Here is a 16481-nt window from a genome sequence, read left to right as displayed (position 1 = left end):
CTTGTCGAACATAGCGAAGGGAAACGGGTGTCCGGCCTGATCGACGCCGATCTCGAATTCTGGTTCCAGCGCGGGCTGCGCGCGTATCTGGGCGAGGTGGCGCGCGCACTCGGCTTCGGCCTGGAATCGTGCACCGTGGACGTCGACGTCCCGGTTTCGGCGTACCTGGCGGTCGACTGGCGGCTGCGCCGGTTCCCCGAGCGCGACGTGGCGCTGCTCTGGGACGAGGTGCACGGCTGGGCGGCCGCGGTGGAGGCGGCGTGCGGCGAGGACATGATCGTGCTGTCCTACCTCGGCGGCGAGGACGTCCTGCCGCCGCCGGACGAGGTCGTGCGCTTCCTGACGGCCCTGCGGGCCGGAGCCGGCGAGCCGGACTGCCCCGGCTCGCCGGTGCTGCGGCGCGCCGGGCGTCACCAGGAGCTGCTGGCGATGCTGCCGGTGGGCTGACCGTCCACAGTGGAGTCTCGGGAGGCGCCGTCCCGGCAAGCGGTCTACGACGGTGTTCCCGGCGGACTCGCCGCCCACGCACGTCAGGCGGGCGAGCGCGGCCGGTGGGTGCGCTACGGCGAAGCGGCGGCCGAGCACGCGATCGACGACGTGCCGGGTGCGGTGACGATGCTGTGCGCCCTCATCGGCCACACCACGCTGGTGGACGTCCCGCGCGCTGCCCGAGGACCGCCGCTTCCCCCGGGACCTGCGGGGCGAGCTGCGGCCTGCTCCGCCCTGGGGTCGCGAAGGCAATCGGCCGGCGCTGACCGAGACCATCCGCGGGACTTCGGGCTGCCGTGACAGCCGTCACACCCAGGGTTGTCACATCGGCCCCGGCCCGGGAGTCGTGCGGGTGACGGACCCCCAGCCCGGGGGCCGCGGATCCCGGGGAGCCCCGATGCACACCGCCCACCTGATCGTCACCATCGCCGCCGCGGCCTGGGTCGGCTTCTCGGCCGTCTCGATGTTCGCCCGCGCGAAGTGGGTCGTCGAGCCGATCACCGAGTACGGCGTGCCCCGGTCGTGGTGGAACCTGCTCGGCACGGCCAAGGCGGCCGGCGCGGCCGGCCTGGTCGCCGGGCTCTTCTGGACCCCGATCGGGATCGCCGCGGCGATCGGCCTCGTCCTGTACTTCACCGGCGCGCTCGTCACCGTGGCCCGGGCCCGGTCGTACGGGCACCTGGTCTTCCCGCTGCTCTACCTGGCGCCGGTGGTCGCTTCGCTGGCCCTCCTGCCTTGAGCGGCGAGCCAGGTGAGCGCGTCGGCGGCGTGGTCCAGCACGGACAGGTGGCCCGCGCCGGGTACCGGCCGGTACTCGGCTCGTGGGCACTGTCCGGCGAGCCACGCGCTGTGCGCGGCGGGGACCATCCGGTCCTGTTCGCCGTGGACGAGCAGGACGGGCGCGGTGATCCGCGCGGGGTCGGCGCCCCACGGCGTGACGTAGGCGAGGTCGTCGTCGATCAGCCCGCCGGGCCCGTGCGCGAGCGCCGCGCGGACGACCTCGTCCAGCCACGACCACGAAGCGGTGAGCGCGGCCATGTCGGCGGCGGTGAAGACGTCGGGGTCGAACTCGGCGGCGGCTTCGTGCTTTTCCTTGGCCGCGCGCCCTTCGGTGGCGGCCCGCAGCGAGGCGGCACTCGCGGCGGCCATGCCCCCGAACCAGTCGAGCCCGGCGGCGTCGAACGGCGCGACGGCGGCCAGGCTCGCGACGGCGAGGACCCGCTCCGGCAGCAGGGCGGCGCAGGCCAGGGCGTGCGAGCTGCCGCCCGAGTGCCCCATCAGCGCGAACTCGCCGATCCCCAGCGCATCGGCGACGGCGGCGACGCATTCGGCGGCGTTCCCGACGGTCCGCCCCGGTACCGGGGTCGAGGTGCGGTAGCCGGGCCGGTCGAAGGACACGAACCGCACCCCGAGCTCCGCGGCGAGCGGCAGCAGCGGGCGAGGCGGCGCCCCGGTGTTGGGGGTCCCGTGGTGCCAGAAGACGGGGAGCCCGGCGCCGGTGTCGTAAACGTGCAGCGTGCGCCCGCCGGGCAGCGCCAGTTCGGTTTCGGTGACCATCAACGGGCCAGCCGCTGCGCGAGCCAGGCCAGCGAAAGCGGGTACCGGTACTCGATGGCGCCGTGGCCGGCGTCGAACAGCTCGAAGTGGACGCGCTCGTCCGGCAGGCCGGCCCGGGCCACCTCGGCCCGGAACGCCTCCGCGCCGATGTCGAGGAAGTACTCGTCGCTCGTGCCCGCGTCGATCCAGACCGCGCGCAGCGACCGGACCGCCTCCGCGTGGCCCGCCACCATCCGGACCGGGTCCCAGTCCAGCCAGCGCTGCCACTGCTCCGGCCGCAGCGTCCCGGTCAGCGGGTCGAACGGCAGCTCCGGCGTCCCGTCCGCCCGGGGCGAGAAGCACGCCGAGACGCCGAGCACCGTCAGCAGTATCGCGTCTTCGGGCTTGGTGAACGCCGTCCGGCTCCGGAAGTCCGCCCACCACGCCTGGATGTCCTGGTCGTACGCCCGCAGCGCGCGGACCGCCTTGCCGAAGTCGGGCACGTAGGACAGCTCGTACTGCGCGTCACCCGCGTGGGTCGCGAGCGCGCCGAACAGGTCCGGCCGCAGCATCGGCGTGATCATCGCGCCGAACCCGCCCGACGACTTGCCCGCGATCGCGCGGGAGTTGCGGTCGGGCAGCGTCCGGTAGTGCTCGTCGACCCACGGCACGACTTCGTCGCACAGGTACGAGTGGTAGCGGCCGGTGCCCGGCGAATCGACGAACTGGGAACCGCCGTAGGCGGTCCACGCGTCGACGTAGACCACGACGCACCCCGGCGCACCGCCGGCGAAGACGGCGTCGGCCGTCTCCACGAACGGCTGCCGGAACGGGGTCCGGTTGGCCCACATCGTGAGGTGCCCGGTGTACCCCTGGATCACGTACACCGCCGGGTAGCGCCGGTCGCCGTCGTCGTAGCCGGGCGGGACGTACACCCACAGCGGGCGTTCGTGCGGATCACCGAGCGGATTGCCGCGCAGCAGCGCCGAAGTCAGGGTGTGCCGGTCGAGTCGTCCGGCGAGGTCGCCGTCCCAGGGCAGCATGGGCCCAGTCAACCACGGCGGTCACCGCCGCGGCCGGGAATCCGATCGCCCGCGCCCGGCGCGCTCTGGCACGATCGGTGTGTGCGCCCGGTCGAGATCGCCTGCGACGAGTCGGGCTCGGAGGGCGAGAACCTCATCGGCGGCGAGACGGACGTCTTCGCCCACGCCGGCGTGCGGATGTCCGAAGCCGAGGCGGCCGCGTGCGTGCGGGAGATCCGCGCCCGCATCGGCTCGCCCGCCGAGGAGTACAAAGCCAACCACCTGCTGCGCGCCAAGCACCGCGCGGTGCTCGAACGGCTGCTCGTCCCGGACGGCCCGCTGGCCGGCCGCGGCCACGTGCACCTGACCGGCAAGACGTTCTTCGCCGTGCGCGCCGCGGTCACCCTGCTGGCCGAGCCCGGCACGGAGGCGATGGCCCGCACGCTCCACCGCGACGGCCCGGCGGCGTTCGGCGCGGCGCGCTGGGCGTTCTTCCTGACCGCGTTCACCAGCGTGGTGCGGCTGCGGCCCCGCCGCGGCGTCACGACGTCGCCGCCGGAGTTCTTCGCCATGGTCGAGGACCTCGCCCGGGTTCCCGGCGAAGCCGGCGAGATCGTGGGCCGCTTCCGCGGCGGCGTCGAGCGGGTGGCCGCCTACCGGGCCCGCCTGGCGGGCGATCCGGGGCTGGTACCGGTGCTGGACCCGCTGGTGCCCGCGGTGCTCCACACCGTCCGGCACTTCAGCGACGGCGGCACCCCGGTCGCCCTGGTGCACGACGAGCAGCTGGCCCTGACACCCGAGCGCGTGCTGCAGCTCAAGGCCACCCTCGGCCCCCGCCTGGCGGACGTGCGCTTCGTCGACTCCCGGGCCGACGCGCGGGTCCAGATCGCCGACTTCCTGGCCGGCGTGGCCCGCCGGATCGCCTCCGACGACCTCAACGGCCGCGGCGACCCGCGGCTGACGTCGCTGCTGAGGTCGTTCGTGGACGCCGGCTCGGTGTGGGACGGGACGGGTTCGCTGCTGCCCGGCCCCGAGCGGGACGGCGGCTGACGGCTCCGGCCACGTACGCTGGCCTGGTGCGGACCCGGCCCACCCTGTCCTGGACTTCGGCGGACGCGCCGCTGCCGCGGACGTCCAGCCTCGACGAGCTGACCGACGTCGTCGCGCGCGGCCGCGTGGCCGTGCTCAGCGGGGCCGGGCTGTCCACCGAATCCGGGATCCCCGACTACCGCGGGGAAACCGGCAGCCTGCGCCGGCACACGCCGATGACCTACGACGAGTTCGTGACCAGCGCGCAGGGGCGGCAGCGGTACTGGGCGCGCAGCCACCTGGGCTGGCGCACGATCGCGCGTGCCGATCCCAACGACGGCCACCGCGCGGTGGCCGCCCTGCGCGAGGCCGGGTACGTCTCCGGCGTCATCACGCAGAACGTCGACGGCCTGCACCAGGCGGCAGGCACCGCGGACGCCGTCGAGCTGCACGGCAGCCTAAACCGCGTCATCTGCCTGGACTGCCGCCGCACGAGCCCGCGCGCGGAGCTCGACCGGCGGCTGCGGGCGGCGAACCCCGGTTTCGCGGGCGCGGCCACGCGCATCAACCCCGACGGCGACGTCGAGCTGCCCGAGGACGTCGTGCGCCGGTTCCGGCCGGTGGCGTGCCCGGCGTGCGCGGGCGTCCTCAAGCCGGACGTCGTGTTCTTCGGGGAGAACGTCCCACGGCCCCGGGTCGAGCAGTGCTACGGCCTGGTCGACGCCGCGGCGGCGCTGCTGGTGCTCGGCTCGTCCCTGACGGTGATGTCGGGCTTGCGGTTCGTCCGCCACGCGGCCAAGACGGGCAAGCCGGTGTTGATCGTCAACCGCGGTGAGACCCGCGGAGACCGGTATGCGGCGGTGCGGGTCGACCGGCCGCTGGGACCGGCGCTGACGGAGCTGGTCGGGCGGCTGGCCGGGGGTCGCGGCCGAACCGCCTGAGCACCTGGTCCGGCACGGCGGGGTCTCGGGCGCTGCTCGCGTCGCGGCCGCCCAGCGCACCCAAGGCGGCCTTGGGGCGCCGGTCGCGACCGAACCGCCTGAGCAGCCGATCCTGCCGGACGCGCGGCCACGGCGGGGGTCTCCGGTGTGAATCACTCCACGCGGGGCGAGCTCACCGAGCCGGTCGACTGGCCGGGCGGGGGTCGCGGCCGAACCGCATGAGCACCTGGTCCTGCCGCGACGCACCGGCCGCGGCAGGCGGTGGCTCGGCGAACACCCCCGGCCCCAGCGCGAGCCCCGCGAAGATCGAGTCGTACGCCTCGTCGATCCACGCGACCAGGTCGGGGTCCAGGGTTTCGTCGGCTCCGAGCGCGCGGGCGAGGTCCCACGTGTGCACGACGCTGTCGGTCGTGCGCACGGCCAGCGCCCGCCGTCCGGTGAGCTCGCCGAGCGGGTAGTCGACGACCCGGTCCAGCGCCCCTTCCCCGGCGAAGGCGGCCGCACACGCGCGGACCGACTCGGTGAACGCCGCTACCGGGTCGTCGCCGAGGGCGTCTTCGTCGCGGCGGGCCAGGAATTCCTCGCGCGTTGCGCCGTGGAGGAGGCCGACGTAGTTGAGGTTGCCTCGGGTCATGTGGTTGACCAGCGCCCGGACGTCCCATTCGCTGCACGGCGTCGGCGCGTTCCAGCCGTCCGGTGGCACCGCGCGCAGGTGGTGCTCGAAACGCCGGGACGCGAGGAGGTAGCGATCGAGGAGCATGACCACCAGGTTCGTCCGGTCCCGGGCGGATATCGGACCTCGTCGACGAGCCGGTCCGGGCGGGTGGGGGGAACCCGTCCGGACCGGCTCTGGCGACGGACCTCCACAGCCGGTCGTCATCCGCAAGACGCGGCGGGCGCCCTCGTCGTTACAACGGCTGCAACCCGTTCCACGACCAGCGCGGCACGGGCAGCCTCGCGGGGACCTCGGCGGGCGGCCCGCGGTAGACGAGCACCTCGGCCACCGCCCACTCCATGTAAGACCGCAGCACCGCGCGGAACTCGGGGTCGGCGGGCAGGCCGGCGTCGTCCGCCGCCGCTGCGAAGCACGCCACGAACCGGCGGCCGAGGTCGCTGATGTCGCCGTTGCCGGCGTGCATCCGCAGCATCGCCGAGTGGTCGCTGCACTCCGCGGAGAACCGCGGCGGCCCGCCCATGACCTCGGCCCAGTACCAGGCGAGCCGCTCGACGTGCTGCGGGTGCTGATCGGGCTTCGAGAACGGGTGGTTCAGCTCCGGGTCGGCCAGGCAGCGCTCGTGGTGGGCGGCGGCCAACGCGCGGAACGCGGGCTCGCCACCGGCGAATTCGTACAGCGTCGGACGCATCCGCCGAGCCTGGCACGCCGGGCGGCCGGGCGCCAGGACGTCAGCGCGCTCCGGCCGCGGCGCGTTCCGCCGCGGGGGAGAAGCCGCCGAGCGCGTCGACCGCCCGCCGGACGTCCTCGGTGACGAGGTCGTGGTTGAGCGCGCCGGCGGCGGCCGCGCCCTGGGCGGCGGCGATGATCACCGTCGCCCGCGCGTCGACGACGTTGCCCGCGGCCCACACCCCCGGCACGCCCGTCTTCCCGGACGCGTCGACCTCGCCCTCGACGTGGCCGAGGTCGCGCAGCAGCTCGTCGTGCGGGACCGTCCGGGTGCGGAGGAACAGCGCCGTCCGCGGCACGAACCGGGCGCCGAGCTCGACGCCGGTGAGGCGGCCGCCCTCGCGCCGGACCGCGGTCACCACGCCGTCGACGACGCGGATCCCGCGCGCGTCGAGCCGGTCGCGGTCCGCTTCGGACACCGGCTCGGTGTGCGGGAAGTACACGACGTCCGGCGACCACTGGCGGACCAGCAGGGCGTGCTCGACGCTCTCCGGCTGGGTGCCGAGGACGCCGAGGGGCTGGTCGCGGACTTCGTAGCCGTGGCAGTAGGGGCAGGTGACCGCGTCCGTGCCCCAGCTTTCCCGCAGGCCGGGGAGGTCCGGCAGCTCGTCGTGGACGCCGGTGGCGACCAGGACGCGCCGCGCGGTCAGCACGCGGCCGCCGGCCAGCTCGGCCGTGAAGCCCGGGACGAGCCGGGTCACCCGGTCCTCGAGCAGTTCCACGCCGTAGCCGCGCAGTTCGTCCCGGCCGATTTCGAGGAGTTCGGACGGTGGCAGGCCGTCGCGCGAGAGGAAGCCGTGCATGTGCGACGCCGGGGCGTTGCGCGGGGTCCGGGCGTCGACGACCGCAACCCGCCGCCGCGCGCGGCCGAGCATCAGGGCGGCGCTGAGTCCCGCGGCGCCGCCACCCACCACCAGTACGTCGAAGCTGTTGTTTTCGCTCATGCCGCCACCCTGGCCGGTGGTTCGCGAATCCGACAACTTCTGTTGCCGATTCCGGGACAAGCGGGTTTGCTGGAGGCATGACCGACGCGATCACCCAGGCCCTGGCCGAGGTCGGCCCCCGGCTCAAGCGGGTCCGCACCCAGCGGCGGGTCACGCTGGCCGACCTCTCCGCGGCGACGGGCATCTCGAAGAGCACGCTCTCGCGGCTGGAGTCCGGTCAGCGGAAGCCGAGCCTGGAGCTGCTGCTGCCGATCGCCCAGGCCCACCAGGTGCCGCTGGACGAGCTGGTCGGCGCGCCGGAGGTGGGCGACCCGCGGGTCCGGCTGACCGCGCGCCGCATCCCGCGCCACAACGGCGCGACGATGACGGTGCTGCCGCTGACCCGCCAGCCGGGCGCGCCGCAGGCGTTCAAGATGATCCTGGAGCCGGAGACGGGCGAACCCGATCCCCAGGTCCACGAGGGGTACGAGTGGCTGTACGTGCTTTCGGGCCGGCTGCGCCTGATCCTGGCCGACCGGGACATGACGCTGGGGCCGGGGGAGGCGGCGGAGTTCGACACCCGGCTGCCGCACTGGTTCGGCGCGGTCGGCGGCCGTCCGGCGGAGATCCTCAGCCTGTTCGGGAAACAGGGGGAGCGGCTGCACCTGCGGGCGAAGTCGCGTTAGGCCAGGTGGCGCTGCAGCAGGAGGGTGTCGAGCCAGCGGTCGTGCTTGAACCCGACGCGGCGCAGCACGCCCGCTTCGGTGAAGCCCGCTGAGGTGTGCAGCCGCCGTGACGCCGGGTTGCCGGAGTCGACGACGACCGCGATCGCCTGCCGCGCCCCGGCTTTCGCGCACCGCGCCAGCAGTTCGCCGAGCAGCCGCCGCCCGTGGCCGCGGCCGGCGGCTCCGGGCGCGAGGTAGATCGTCGTCTCCACCGAGTACCGGTACGCCGGCTTCGGCCGCCAGGGCGTGGCCAGCGCGTAACCGAGGACCTCGTCTTCTTCGCGGAGGACGAGGAAGGGCCACGCGCTTTCGCGGATCTTCGTGCGCCACTGGGCCGCGGTCGGCGGCGTGGTCTCGAACGTGACGACGGAGCCGGTGACGTACGGCGCGAAGACGGCCGCGATGCCTTCGGCGTCGGCCTCGGTCGCTTCCGCTATAGTGGACATAGGACGTATCATAGAGGAATGATTGATCCGGGGTCGCTCGGCCGTCGTCTGCACGCCCTCCGGGCGGATCGGGGCCTCGCGCTGACGGCGCTGGCCCGGCAGGCGGGGGTCAGCGTCAGCATGCTGTCGGCGATCGAGCGCGGCGAGAAGACGCCGACGGTGGTGGTGCTGTCCCGGATCGCCGACGGTCTCGGGCTGTCGGCGTCGCGGTTGCTCGCCGACCTGGAGCACGACCGCGTGCTCGTCCGGCGCGCGGCGGAGCAGGAGCACATCGCCGAACCCGGCGGCTGGCACCGTACGGTCCTGACCCCGGTGGTGCCGGGGGTCAACTTCGAATGGATCCGCACGACGCTGCCGCCGGGCTGCGACGCGGGCGCGTTCCCGGCGTACGCCCCGGGTTCGCACGAATTCGTCGTCGTCGAGTCGGGCGAGCTGACCCTGGGCGTCGACGAGAGCGAGTACGTCCTCGCGGCGGGCGATTCGGTGTACTTCCCCGCCGACGCAAGGCATTCGTACGCGAACCGCGGCGGGAACTCCTGTGTGTACCACGTTGCCGCGTTGATCATGCGGCCGCGGGAGACGGTCGCCGTGGGCACCGTGCGCGAGGTGCTGGACTGAAGATCGGGCTCGTCCTCGCCTGCGGGCGGGGACGAGCTCGACTCAGCCGAGCACTTGCTCTGAGCTGAAAGCGCATTCTCGATCCGCCGTCGGAAGCCGAGGAGCTGTGACGCAGCCGGCCGGGTCCCGCGAGTGCGGGGACCCGGCCAGGTAACGCCGTTCACCAATGAGCTGGGCCGGATCAGCGGCCGCGCAGTTTCGGCCGGGCCAAGCCCACCGCCGCGACCGCGATCAGGGCCACCGCCGCCACCGCGGCGATCACGGTCAGGACCGGCGCCCGGCCGTCGGTGCCGGTCAGGGTGAGGATGCTCGAGACGAGCAGGACCGCGCCCACGCCCAGGTAGACCCAGCACAGCGACACCGTGGCCGGGATGAAGTGCCAACGCCGTTCGGACATCGAAACCTCCTCGATCGGGTGCATTCCGGAGTTGCCCCGATCCCGAGTCGATCAAACCGGCGGAAATCCGCCGTGACCCCGGGCGGCGATCGAGCCGTCGCAAAGCTGCCAGCCGCCGGGCTGTGCCGCCGGTTCACTGGGCCGCATGATCACACCAGCGCCGCGGTGGCCGGCCGTCTTCGCCGTCACCGTCGGGATCTTCGCCATCGTCACCGTCGAAATCCTGCCGATCGGGCTGCTGACGCCGATCGGGGCCGAGTTCGGCGTCTCGACGGGCACCGCCGGGGTGACGATGACCGTGCCCGGCTTCGTCGCCGCCGTCGCCGCGCCCGTGGTGACCGTCGCGGCCGGGCGGCTCGACCGGCGGCTGGTGCTGGCCGCCCTCATGGTCCTGCTCGCCGCCGCCGGCTTCCTCACCGCGGCCGCGCCCGCGTTCTGGGTGCTGCTGGCGGGGCGGTTCCTCGTCGGCGTCGTCATCGGCGGCTTCTGGTCCGTCGGCGCCGGCCTGGCGCCGCGGCTCGTCGGGACGGCGGCCGCCGCGCGGGCGACCTCGGTGATCTTTGCGGCCGTCCCGCTCGGTTCGGTGCTCGGCGTGCCGCTGGGCACCCTGGCCGGGCAGCTCGCGGGCTGGCGGACGGCGTTCCTCCTGCTGGGCGTGCTGAGCTTCGGGACCGCCGTCGCCCTCCTGCTCCTCACACCGCCGTTGCCGCCGGCGGAGGCCACCCGGCCGGCAGTCCTGAGTGGACTGCTGCGGCGCCGCGGCGTCCGAAGTGGACTGCTCGTGACGTTCCTGGTCGTCCTGGCGCACTTCGGCACCTACACCTACGTCACCCCGTTGCTGCGGGACGTCGTCCGGCCGCAGCTGCTCAGCGGCTACCTCCTGGCGTACGGCGTCGCCGGGATCGCGGGGACCTTCCTGGCGGCGCGGTACCGCGCGGGTCTCGCGGCGGCCGCGGCGGTGATCGCGGCGGCGGTCTTCGCCCTGCCGCACGCGGGGCCGATCGGGGCGCTCGTGCTGCTGGTGGCGTGGGGCGTGGCGTACGGCGCGGTGCCGGCCTGCTCGCAGGCCTGGTTCGCCCGCGCGGCCCCGGACGCGCCCGAGGCGGCGACCGTGTTGTTCACGGCGTCCTTCCAGGCCACCCTCTCCACCGGCGCGCTGGCCGGCGGCTTCGTGGTGGACGCGGTGTCGGTCCCGGCCGTCATGACCTGCGGGGGAGTGGTCGCCGTCCTGGCCGCGGTGGTGGTTCAGGGCGCCCGCCGAAACGCGGGCCGGACCACGTCGAGCAGCCGGTCTTCGGCGGGAACCGGCGAGCCGGGCCCGGCGAAGTAGGTGCCGACGGTGGACGTTCCGCTGGTCGGAACGCGAGGCTGTGCCGTCCGGCCGCGGTGGTGCGACGGTCGGGCCATGGCTCCCGTGATGGCGGCGATCGTCGGCCCCGGCAACATCGGCACCGATCTGCTGGCGAAGCTGCGACGCAGTGAAGTGATCGAAGTCGGTTACGTGGTCGGTGTGGTCGAGTCGGACGGCCTCGAGCGCGCCCGCGCGCAGGGGATCGCGGCGTCGGCCGAAGGCGTCGACTGGCTGCTGCGCCAGGATCCCCGGCCGGAGCTGGTGTTCGAAGCGACCTCGGCCAAGGCGCACGCCGTGAACGCCCCGCGGTACGCGGAAGCCGGCATCCAGGCGATCGACCTCACCCCGGCGCACCTCGGCCCGATGGTGTGCCCGCCGGTGAACCTGGGTGCACACCTCGACGCACCGAACGTCTCGATGATCACCTGCGGCGGCCAGGCGACGATTCCGATGGTGCACGCCGTTTCCCGCGTCACCAGTGTTCCGTACGCGGAGATCGTCGCCTCGGTCGCTTCGCGCGGGGCCGGCCCGGGAACGCGGGCGAACATCGACGAGTTCACGCGGACGACTTCGCAGGCGGTGGCCGAAATCGGCGGCGCCGGGCGCGGCAAGGCGATCATCATCCTCAACCCGGTCGAACCGCCGATGATCATGCGCGACACGGTGTTCTGCGCGATACCGCTCGACGCCGACCGCGACGCCATCACCGCGTCCGTCCACGAGATGGTCGGCGAAGTGCGGAAGTACGTGCCCGGCTACGCGCTCCGCGCGGACCCGCAGTTCGACGACGCCCGCGAGGACTGGGACGGGAACGGGCGGGTCGGGATCTTCCTCGAGGTCCGCGGCAACGGCGACTACCTGCCCGAGTACGCCGGGAACCTGGACATCATGACCGCCGCGGCCGCCCGCGTCGGCGAGCTGGTGGCGCGCGCGAAGCAGGAGGTGTCCGCATGAGTGAGCCGGCGGGATTCACGGGCCGCCCGGAACTGCGCCACGACGTCCGGATCGTGGACACGACGTTGCGCGACGGCAGCCACGCGATGGCCCACCGCTTCACCGAGCGGCAGGTGCGGGACACCGTGCGCGCGCTCGACCGCGCGGGCGTCGAGGTGATCGAGGTGACCCACGGCGACGGCCTCGGCGGTTCGTCGTTCACCTACGGCTTTTCCGCCGTCGACGAGCTCCGCTTGATCGCGGCGGCGCGCGAGGAGGCGAAGCAGGCGAAGATCGCGGTGCTGCTCGTGCCGGGCATCGGCACGGCCGACGACCTGCGGCGCGCGTTCGACGCGGGCGCGGGGCTGGTCCGGGTGGCGACGCACTGCACCGAAGCCGACGTCTCGCCGCAGCACTTCGGGCTGGCGCGCGAACTCGGCATGGAGACGGCCGGGTTCCTGATGATGGCGCACCGGACACCCCCGGAGGACTTGGCGAAGCAGGCGCGGGTCATGGTCGACGCGGGCTGCCAGGCGGCGTACGTGACGGATTCGGCGGGCGCGTTGCTGATGCACGAGGCCCGTGCCCGGTTCGAAGCGCTGGTCGCCGAGGTCGGCGACACGGCGTGGGTGGGCTACCACGGGCACCAGAACCTCTCGCTCGGCGTCGCGAACTCGGTGCTGGCCTACGAAGCGGGCGTCCGGTACATCGACGGCTCGCTGTGCGCGCTCGGCGCCGGCGCGGGCAATTCGCCGACGGAGGTCCTGGCGGCGGTGTTCGACCGCCTCGACATCGACACGGGCCTCGACGTCGGCGGCCTGCTGGACGCGGCCGAGGAGGTGGTGCGGCCGTACCTGCACCGCTGGCCGAAGCTGGACCGCAACGCGATCGTCCAGGGCTGGGCCGGGGTCTACTCGAGCTTCCTGCTGCACGCCGAGCGCGCGGCGGAGCGCTACGGCGTCCCGGCGCAGGCGATCCTGCGCCGCTGCGGCGAACTGGCGCTGGTGGGCGGGCAGGAGGACATGATCATCGACGTGGCGGTGCAACTGGCGGCGCGGGAGTAGGCCACCGGACGACGTGGCCCCGGCACCTGTGGATCACCTCGGCAAACCGTTCCCAGGGGCGCCGGGCCGTTCGCTGGTCCATTTCGGACCCGGCCCGGCGCTCACGGGGTCAGGCGGGTTCGCCGAACCACTCTCGCAGTGCCGCTTCGAGCCCGGCTGTCGAACCGTCCTCGCGCGCCCAGGCGATGTAGCCGTCCGGCCGGACCAGCACGCCGGTCAGGGCCGGTTCGCTGTCGCACTTCGCGGTCAGCACGTTCACGTGCCCGGCCCAGCCGCTCGCCGTCTCGCGCAGGTCGCCGTGGTCGGCGAGGTCGAGCAGGAGGGCCTTGCCGTCGTGGAGGTGCTCGCCGAGCCGGGTGCCGTCGGCGAGGGCGAAGTCGGGCGCGGCGCGGCCGGTGAGGTCGTGCTCGCCGTCGATCGGGTAGCGGTGCAGGACGCCGGAGAGCTTCTTGGCCAGGTACGTCGCGCCGTCGCCGGTGTGCAGCAGGTCGGCGACGACCTGGCGCAGCGCCTTGGTCCGCACGTCGCTGCGCATCAGCGCGACCTGCGCCCGGGTCCACTCGAGCACCCACTCGCCGATCGGGTGACGCTCGGTCGTGTAGGTGTCGAGCAGACCGGCGGGTGCCCAGCCCTGGATGGTCGCGGCGAGCTTCCAGCCCAGGTTGACGGCGTCGCCGATGCCGAGGTTGAGGCCCTGCCCGCCGAAGGGCGAGTGGACGTGCGCCGCGTCCCCGGCCAGCAGCACGCGGCCCACGCGGTAGGTGCTCGCCTGCCGCGCGTTGTCGGTGAAGCGCGTGGCGCTGTGGACCTTCGTCACCCGGATGTCCGCACCGGTGACGCGCCGGAAGCTGTCTTCGAGCTCCTGCGCGGTGACCGGCGCGTCCCGGTCCGCCGGCGGCCCGTCGAACTCGACGGTGAGCATCCGGCCGGGCATCGGCCCGTGGACGTAGAGGCCGCCGGAGCCGTGTTGCCACCCGGCGGGCAGGGCGTCGGCGCCGGTCAGCTCGACCATCGCCTGCCGCCCGGTGACGGCGGGATCGGTACCGGGGAACGCGAACCCGGCCAGCTTCCGCACCCGGCTGCGGCCGCCGTCGGCCCCGGCCAGCCACCCGGCGCGGACCGGTTCGCCGTCGGAGAGGTGGACGGTGACGCCGTCGGCGTCGGCGTCGAACCCGGTGAGCTCGACCCCGCGCCGGATCTCGACCCCCAGTTCGGCGGCGCGCTCGGCGAGGATCGCCTCGACGGCCTGCTGCTGGATGACGACGACCCGCCCGGCGGGCCCGGCGTCCCGGAAGGCGGGATCGTCGAAGTCGACGCCGGTGGAGGTGACCATGATCCCGGCGAAGTGCCCGACGGGCACGGCGGCCGGCCCGCCTCCGCCGCGGGACTCGAGGAACTTCTGGATCTGCGCGAAGTTCTGCTGCACGACGGCGTCCATCGCGGGCAGCAGGCCACGCCGGTAGAAGGCTTCGGCGGTGGTCAGGTTGACCGACCCCGCCTTGATCGTCTGGTCCGGCTCGGGCAGCCGTTCGACGACGAGCACGTCCACGCCCGCCAGCCGCAGTTCACAGGCCAGCATCAAGCCGACCGGTCCGCCCCCGGAGATCACCACATCCCTGTTCATGGGTTCGATGATGCCCCGAAACTTTTACCGAGTCAAACTTTGAGCTCGGTCTATACTCTTCGCATGGCGGATCCCGGACTGCGCGAGCGGAAGAAGCAGGCCACCCGCCTGCTGATCTCCAACGTGGCCACAGGCCTGTTCATCGAGCGCGGCTTCGAGGAGGTGACGGTGGCGGAGATCGCCGAAGCGGCGGGCGTGTCGAAGATGACGGTGTTCAACTACTTCCCGCGCAAGGAGGACCTGTTCCTGGACCGCCACGCGGACCGCCTGGCGGAGCTGACCGCGGTGGTGCGGTCGCGCCCGGCCGGCGTGTCGCCGTGCGAGGCCCTGCGCCGCCACCAGCACGAGCTGTTGTCCTCGGGCCACCCCCTGTCCGGGGCGATCGCGGGCGGCCCCGGGTTCTGGTGGGTGCTGACCTCGAGCCCGGCGCTGATGGCGCGCTGGTACGAGCAGGAGCGCGAGATCGCGGACGGGATCGCGGCGGTCCTGACGGAGGAGTCGGGCGAGGAGTTCCGCTCCCGCATGGTGGCCGGCCTGCTGACGACGGCGATCACGACGGTGTTCGCGCACGCGATGGGCCGGATCATCGCCGGCCACGACGCGGAGGTGGTCCGGCGGGAGCAGGTCGAGGTGATCGATCAGGCTTTCCACCTGGTGGAGGAAGGCGTGGGTGACTTCCCCGCTGCGCGGGGGTGACCGCCCGGATAGGGCGGGAGCAGAGCAGCGCCGGCTCGTCGGTGGCGCTCCTCAGCGCAGAGCCTTCTTGGCCCCGCGTGCTACGGCTTCGGCCACCGCGGCCAAGGCCGGGGAGTCCAGCTTCCACTGCTGCCAGTGCAGCGGTACGTCGACCGGGCGGGCGGGGACCAGGTCCACCAGGGCGTCGCCGCGCGGGGCTGCCTGGATCTCCGGGACCATGCCCCAGCCCAAGCCGGCCGCGACGGCGTCCACGAAGGACTCCGAGGCCGGGATGTGGTGGCGGACCAGCGTGAAGCTGCGGCGGCGGGTCAGGCTGCGCAGAAAGCGGTCCTGCAGGTCGTCCTTGCGGTCGAACACGATCACCGGGGACGCCGGCAGGGCTGACGCGATCGGCGCGTTGCTCAGCCAGCGCTCGATGAACGCCGGGGAGGCCATGGCTCGGTAGCGCATGCGGCCGAGGCGGTGGGACGTGCAGCCCTGGACCGGTTGGGGTGCGGTCGTCACCGCCGCCATCACCAGGCCTTCGCGCAGAAGGGCCGCCGTGTGGTCCTCGTCTTCGCGCTGGAGGTCGAAGCAGATGCCGAGGGAGTCGGGGAGGTCGGAAAGCGCCGGGAGGAACCAGGTCGCGAGGGAGTCCGCGTTCACCGCGATCGACAGCGTCCGGACCGACGAACCCAGGCCGAGTTCCGTGAGGGCGTCCTGCTCCAGCTGGGCCAGTGACCGAGCGAAGCGGACCAGGACCTGCCCGGACGAGGTGAGCCGGATCGGTTTGGTGCGCAGCAGCAGGACGCGGCCCGTGCGCTGCTCGAGGGCCTTCACCCGCTGGCTGACCGCCGACGGCGTCACGTGCAGGACCGCTGCGGCCGCGTCGAAACTTTGCTCGTCCACTACGGCGAGGAGCGTCTTGACCTGGTCGAGCGGGAGGTCCGACATCATGAGCGCTAATGTTACGTAAGAATCTTTAGCTGGAGTAATGCAGTCGGGCGGTCCTACCGTGACAGGGTGCTCCCACTCCTGCTGGCCGGCTTCGGAACCGGCCTTTCCCTGATCGTCGCCATCGGCTCGCAGAACGCCTTCCTGCTGCAACAAGGCCTGCGCGGGGGTGTCGTGGCGCCACTGGTCGTCATCTGTGCGGTGTCCGATCTCGTCCTGATCGGACTAGAGCCTGTTTTGATGTGCTGACCAGCCAGGTTGCTGAGCAGTGCCGACGGTGCGGCGTGTCGGAGATCGAATAGGCGAGGTCTCCGGTAGATCGATCAACGACCAAGAAGATCGAGAACACCGG

The 16481-nt window shown here is 73.3% G+C and carries 20 protein-coding genes; 11 read left to right on the top strand and 9 right to left on the bottom strand.

Annotated elements, in window-relative coordinates; translation table 11 throughout:
• Positions 1 to 27 precede the first annotated feature (27 nt).
• Together ACLJPY_RS18345 and ACLJPY_RS18340 are read left to right on the top strand one after the other, a co-directional pair.
• Positions 28 to 447, top strand: coding sequence for a DUF6292 family protein (locus ACLJPY_RS18345; protein ID WP_410589963.1), 420 nt, complete (start codon positions 28 to 30; stop codon positions 445 to 447).
• Between the two features lie 439 nt (positions 448 to 886).
• Positions 887 to 1228, top strand: coding sequence for a DoxX family protein (locus ACLJPY_RS18340; protein WP_410589961.1), 342 nt, complete (start codon positions 887 to 889; stop codon positions 1226 to 1228).
• Here the strand turns inward: ACLJPY_RS18340 and ACLJPY_RS18335 are convergent.
• Together ACLJPY_RS18335 and ACLJPY_RS18330 are read right to left on the bottom strand one after the other, a co-directional pair.
• Positions 1186 to 2046, bottom strand: coding sequence for an alpha/beta fold hydrolase (locus ACLJPY_RS18335; RefSeq protein ID WP_410589960.1), 861 nt, complete (start codon positions 2044 to 2046; stop codon positions 1186 to 1188). The genes ACLJPY_RS18340 and ACLJPY_RS18335 overlap by 43 nt on opposite strands.
• Positions 2046 to 3068: an alpha/beta hydrolase gene (locus ACLJPY_RS18330; RefSeq protein WP_410589958.1), complete on the bottom strand. Its 1023-nt coding sequence runs from the start codon at positions 3066 to 3068 to the stop codon at positions 2046 to 2048. Before ACLJPY_RS18330 ends, ACLJPY_RS18335 begins: the two co-directional genes overlap by 1 nt.
• A gap of 81 nt (positions 3069 to 3149) precedes the next feature.
• On the opposite strand from ACLJPY_RS18330, the gene ACLJPY_RS18325 reads away from it, so the two are divergent.
• Both ACLJPY_RS18325 and ACLJPY_RS18320 read left to right on the top strand, forming a co-directional pair.
• Positions 3150 to 4097, top strand: coding sequence for a DUF3800 domain-containing protein (locus ACLJPY_RS18325; RefSeq protein WP_410589957.1), 948 nt, complete (start codon positions 3150 to 3152; stop codon positions 4095 to 4097).
• 26 nt (positions 4098 to 4123) lie between these two features.
• On the top strand, positions 4124 to 5017 hold the full coding sequence (locus ACLJPY_RS18320; protein WP_410589956.1) for an NAD-dependent protein deacetylase: 894 nt from the start codon (positions 4124 to 4126) through the stop codon (positions 5015 to 5017).
• A gap of 172 nt (positions 5018 to 5189) precedes the next feature.
• On the opposite strand, the gene ACLJPY_RS18315 is transcribed toward ACLJPY_RS18320, so the two are convergent.
• From ACLJPY_RS18315 to ACLJPY_RS18305, 3 genes are all read right to left on the bottom strand, one after another.
• Positions 5190 to 5777: a TIGR03086 family metal-binding protein gene (locus ACLJPY_RS18315; RefSeq protein WP_410589954.1), complete on the bottom strand. Its 588-nt coding sequence runs from the start codon at positions 5775 to 5777 to the stop codon at positions 5190 to 5192.
• A gap of 148 nt (positions 5778 to 5925) precedes the next feature.
• Positions 5926 to 6381, bottom strand: a complete 456-nt coding sequence (locus ACLJPY_RS18310; protein ID WP_410589952.1) for an oxidoreductase — start codon at positions 6379 to 6381, stop codon at positions 5926 to 5928.
• A 40-nt stretch (positions 6382 to 6421) separates the two neighbouring features.
• Positions 6422 to 7363 carry an NAD(P)/FAD-dependent oxidoreductase gene (locus tag ACLJPY_RS18305; RefSeq protein WP_410589951.1) on the bottom strand — a complete coding sequence of 314 codons (942 nt, stop codon included), beginning with the start codon at positions 7361 to 7363 and terminating at the stop codon, positions 6422 to 6424.
• Positions 7364 to 7440: 77 nt separating this feature from the next.
• Here ACLJPY_RS18305 and ACLJPY_RS18300 point away from each other — a divergent pair, with 77 nt between their 5' ends.
• Positions 7441 to 8028 (top strand): helix-turn-helix domain-containing protein, encoded by a 588-nt coding sequence (locus ACLJPY_RS18300; RefSeq protein ID WP_191306572.1) that lies wholly within the window; start codon positions 7441 to 7443, stop codon positions 8026 to 8028.
• Here ACLJPY_RS18300 and ACLJPY_RS18295 read toward each other — a convergent pair.
• Complete coding sequence (locus ACLJPY_RS18295; RefSeq protein WP_410589950.1) at positions 8025 to 8513, bottom strand: GNAT family N-acetyltransferase; 489 nt, start codon at positions 8511 to 8513, stop codon at positions 8025 to 8027. The genes ACLJPY_RS18300 and ACLJPY_RS18295 overlap by 4 nt on opposite strands.
• Positions 8514 to 8531: 18 nt before the next feature.
• Here ACLJPY_RS18295 and ACLJPY_RS18290 point away from each other — a divergent pair, with 18 nt between their 5' ends.
• The gene (locus ACLJPY_RS18290; RefSeq protein ID WP_410589949.1) at positions 8532 to 9131 is read left to right on the top strand and encodes a helix-turn-helix domain-containing protein; all 600 of its coding nucleotides are present in this window, start codon (positions 8532 to 8534) and stop codon (positions 9129 to 9131) included.
• Between the two features lie 181 nt (positions 9132 to 9312).
• Here ACLJPY_RS18290 and ACLJPY_RS18285 read toward each other — a convergent pair whose 3' ends face one another.
• A complete protein-coding gene (locus tag ACLJPY_RS18285) occupies positions 9313 to 9528 on the bottom strand; it encodes a hypothetical protein (RefSeq protein ID WP_410589947.1) in 216 nt (71 codons plus the stop codon).
• Between the two features lie 145 nt (positions 9529 to 9673).
• Between ACLJPY_RS18285 and ACLJPY_RS18280 the strand changes: the two genes are divergently transcribed.
• From ACLJPY_RS18280 to dmpG, 3 genes are all read left to right on the top strand, one after another.
• Positions 9674 to 10858 carry an MFS transporter gene (locus tag ACLJPY_RS18280; RefSeq protein WP_410589946.1) on the top strand — a complete coding sequence of 395 codons (1185 nt, stop codon included), beginning with the start codon at positions 9674 to 9676 and terminating at the stop codon, positions 10856 to 10858.
• 75 nt (positions 10859 to 10933) lie between these two features.
• Positions 10934 to 11833: an acetaldehyde dehydrogenase (acetylating) gene (locus tag ACLJPY_RS18275; protein WP_410589944.1), complete on the top strand. Its 900-nt coding sequence runs from the start codon at positions 10934 to 10936 to the stop codon at positions 11831 to 11833.
• A complete protein-coding gene (gene dmpG / locus ACLJPY_RS18270) occupies positions 11830 to 12876 on the top strand; it encodes a 4-hydroxy-2-oxovalerate aldolase (RefSeq protein ID WP_410589943.1) in 1047 nt (348 codons plus the stop codon). The genes ACLJPY_RS18275 and dmpG overlap by 4 nt, the downstream gene beginning before the upstream one ends.
• Before the next feature lie 109 nt (positions 12877 to 12985).
• Here dmpG and ACLJPY_RS18265 read toward each other — a convergent pair whose 3' ends face one another.
• The gene (locus ACLJPY_RS18265; RefSeq protein WP_410589941.1) at positions 12986 to 14500 is read right to left on the bottom strand and encodes an FAD-dependent monooxygenase; all 1515 of its coding nucleotides are present in this window, start codon (positions 14498 to 14500) and stop codon (positions 12986 to 12988) included.
• A gap of 63 nt (positions 14501 to 14563) precedes the next feature.
• Between ACLJPY_RS18265 and ACLJPY_RS18260 the strand changes: the two genes are divergently transcribed.
• Positions 14564 to 15196: a TetR/AcrR family transcriptional regulator gene (locus ACLJPY_RS18260; protein ID WP_410589940.1), complete on the top strand. Its 633-nt coding sequence runs from the start codon at positions 14564 to 14566 to the stop codon at positions 15194 to 15196.
• 51 nt (positions 15197 to 15247) lie between these two features.
• On the opposite strand, the gene ACLJPY_RS18255 is transcribed toward ACLJPY_RS18260, so the two are convergent.
• Entirely contained in the window at positions 15248 to 16132 is an 885-nt protein-coding gene (locus ACLJPY_RS18255; protein ID WP_410589938.1) for a LysR family transcriptional regulator ArgP, read from the bottom strand.
• Between the two features lie 66 nt (positions 16133 to 16198).
• Between ACLJPY_RS18255 and ACLJPY_RS18250 the strand changes: the two genes are divergently transcribed.
• The gene (locus ACLJPY_RS18250) at positions 16199 to 16378 is read left to right on the top strand and encodes a hypothetical protein (protein ID WP_410589937.1); all 180 of its coding nucleotides are present in this window, start codon (positions 16199 to 16201) and stop codon (positions 16376 to 16378) included.
• Positions 16379 to 16481: the final 103 nt, after the last annotated feature.

Origin of the sequence: Amycolatopsis sp. lyj-23 (assembly GCF_046549135.1) — a bacterium.
Lineage (GTDB): Bacteria > Actinomycetota > Actinomycetes > Mycobacteriales > Pseudonocardiaceae > Amycolatopsis.
The sequence above is the reverse complement of the archived record's forward strand: the minus strand, read 5'-3'. Positions and strand labels throughout refer to the sequence as shown.

What these genes read in the sequence shown, in the direction of transcription:
- ACLJPY_RS18265 (WP_410589941.1), bottom strand. Translation starts at nt 14,500, where the DNA reads ATGAACAGGGATGTGGTGATCTCCGGGGGCGGACCGGTCGGCTTGATG.
- ACLJPY_RS18330 (WP_410589958.1), bottom strand. Translation starts at nt 3,068, where the DNA reads ATGCTGCCCTGGGACGGCGACCTCGCCGGACGACTCGACCGGCACACC.
- ACLJPY_RS18275 (WP_410589944.1), top strand. Translation starts at nt 10,934, where the DNA reads ATGGCTCCCGTGATGGCGGCGATCGTCGGCCCCGGCAACATCGGCACC.
- ACLJPY_RS18305 (WP_410589951.1), bottom strand. Translation starts at nt 7,363, where the DNA reads ATGAGCGAAAACAACAGCTTCGACGTACTGGTGGTGGGTGGCGGCGCC.
- ACLJPY_RS18260 (WP_410589940.1), top strand. Translation starts at nt 14,564, where the DNA reads ATGGCGGATCCCGGACTGCGCGAGCGGAAGAAGCAGGCCACCCGCCTG.
- dmpG (WP_410589943.1), top strand. Translation starts at nt 11,830, where the DNA reads ATGAGTGAGCCGGCGGGATTCACGGGCCGCCCGGAACTGCGCCACGAC.
- ACLJPY_RS18280 (WP_410589946.1), top strand. Translation starts at nt 9,674, where the DNA reads ATGATCACACCAGCGCCGCGGTGGCCGGCCGTCTTCGCCGTCACCGTC.
- ACLJPY_RS18290 (WP_410589949.1), top strand. Translation starts at nt 8,532, where the DNA reads ATGATTGATCCGGGGTCGCTCGGCCGTCGTCTGCACGCCCTCCGGGCG.
- ACLJPY_RS18295 (WP_410589950.1), bottom strand. Translation starts at nt 8,513, where the DNA reads ATGTCCACTATAGCGGAAGCGACCGAGGCCGACGCCGAAGGCATCGCG.
- ACLJPY_RS18300 (WP_191306572.1), top strand. Translation starts at nt 7,441, where the DNA reads ATGACCGACGCGATCACCCAGGCCCTGGCCGAGGTCGGCCCCCGGCTC.
- ACLJPY_RS18285 (WP_410589947.1), bottom strand. Translation starts at nt 9,528, where the DNA reads ATGTCCGAACGGCGTTGGCACTTCATCCCGGCCACGGTGTCGCTGTGC.
- ACLJPY_RS18255 (WP_410589938.1), bottom strand. Translation starts at nt 16,132, where the DNA reads ATGATGTCGGACCTCCCGCTCGACCAGGTCAAGACGCTCCTCGCCGTA.
- ACLJPY_RS18315 (WP_410589954.1), bottom strand. Translation starts at nt 5,777, where the DNA reads ATGCTCCTCGATCGCTACCTCCTCGCGTCCCGGCGTTTCGAGCACCAC.
- ACLJPY_RS18335 (WP_410589960.1), bottom strand. Translation starts at nt 2,046, where the DNA reads ATGGTCACCGAAACCGAACTGGCGCTGCCCGGCGGGCGCACGCTGCAC.
- ACLJPY_RS18340 (WP_410589961.1), top strand. Translation starts at nt 887, where the DNA reads ATGCACACCGCCCACCTGATCGTCACCATCGCCGCCGCGGCCTGGGTC.
- ACLJPY_RS18310 (WP_410589952.1), bottom strand. Translation starts at nt 6,381, where the DNA reads ATGCGTCCGACGCTGTACGAATTCGCCGGTGGCGAGCCCGCGTTCCGC.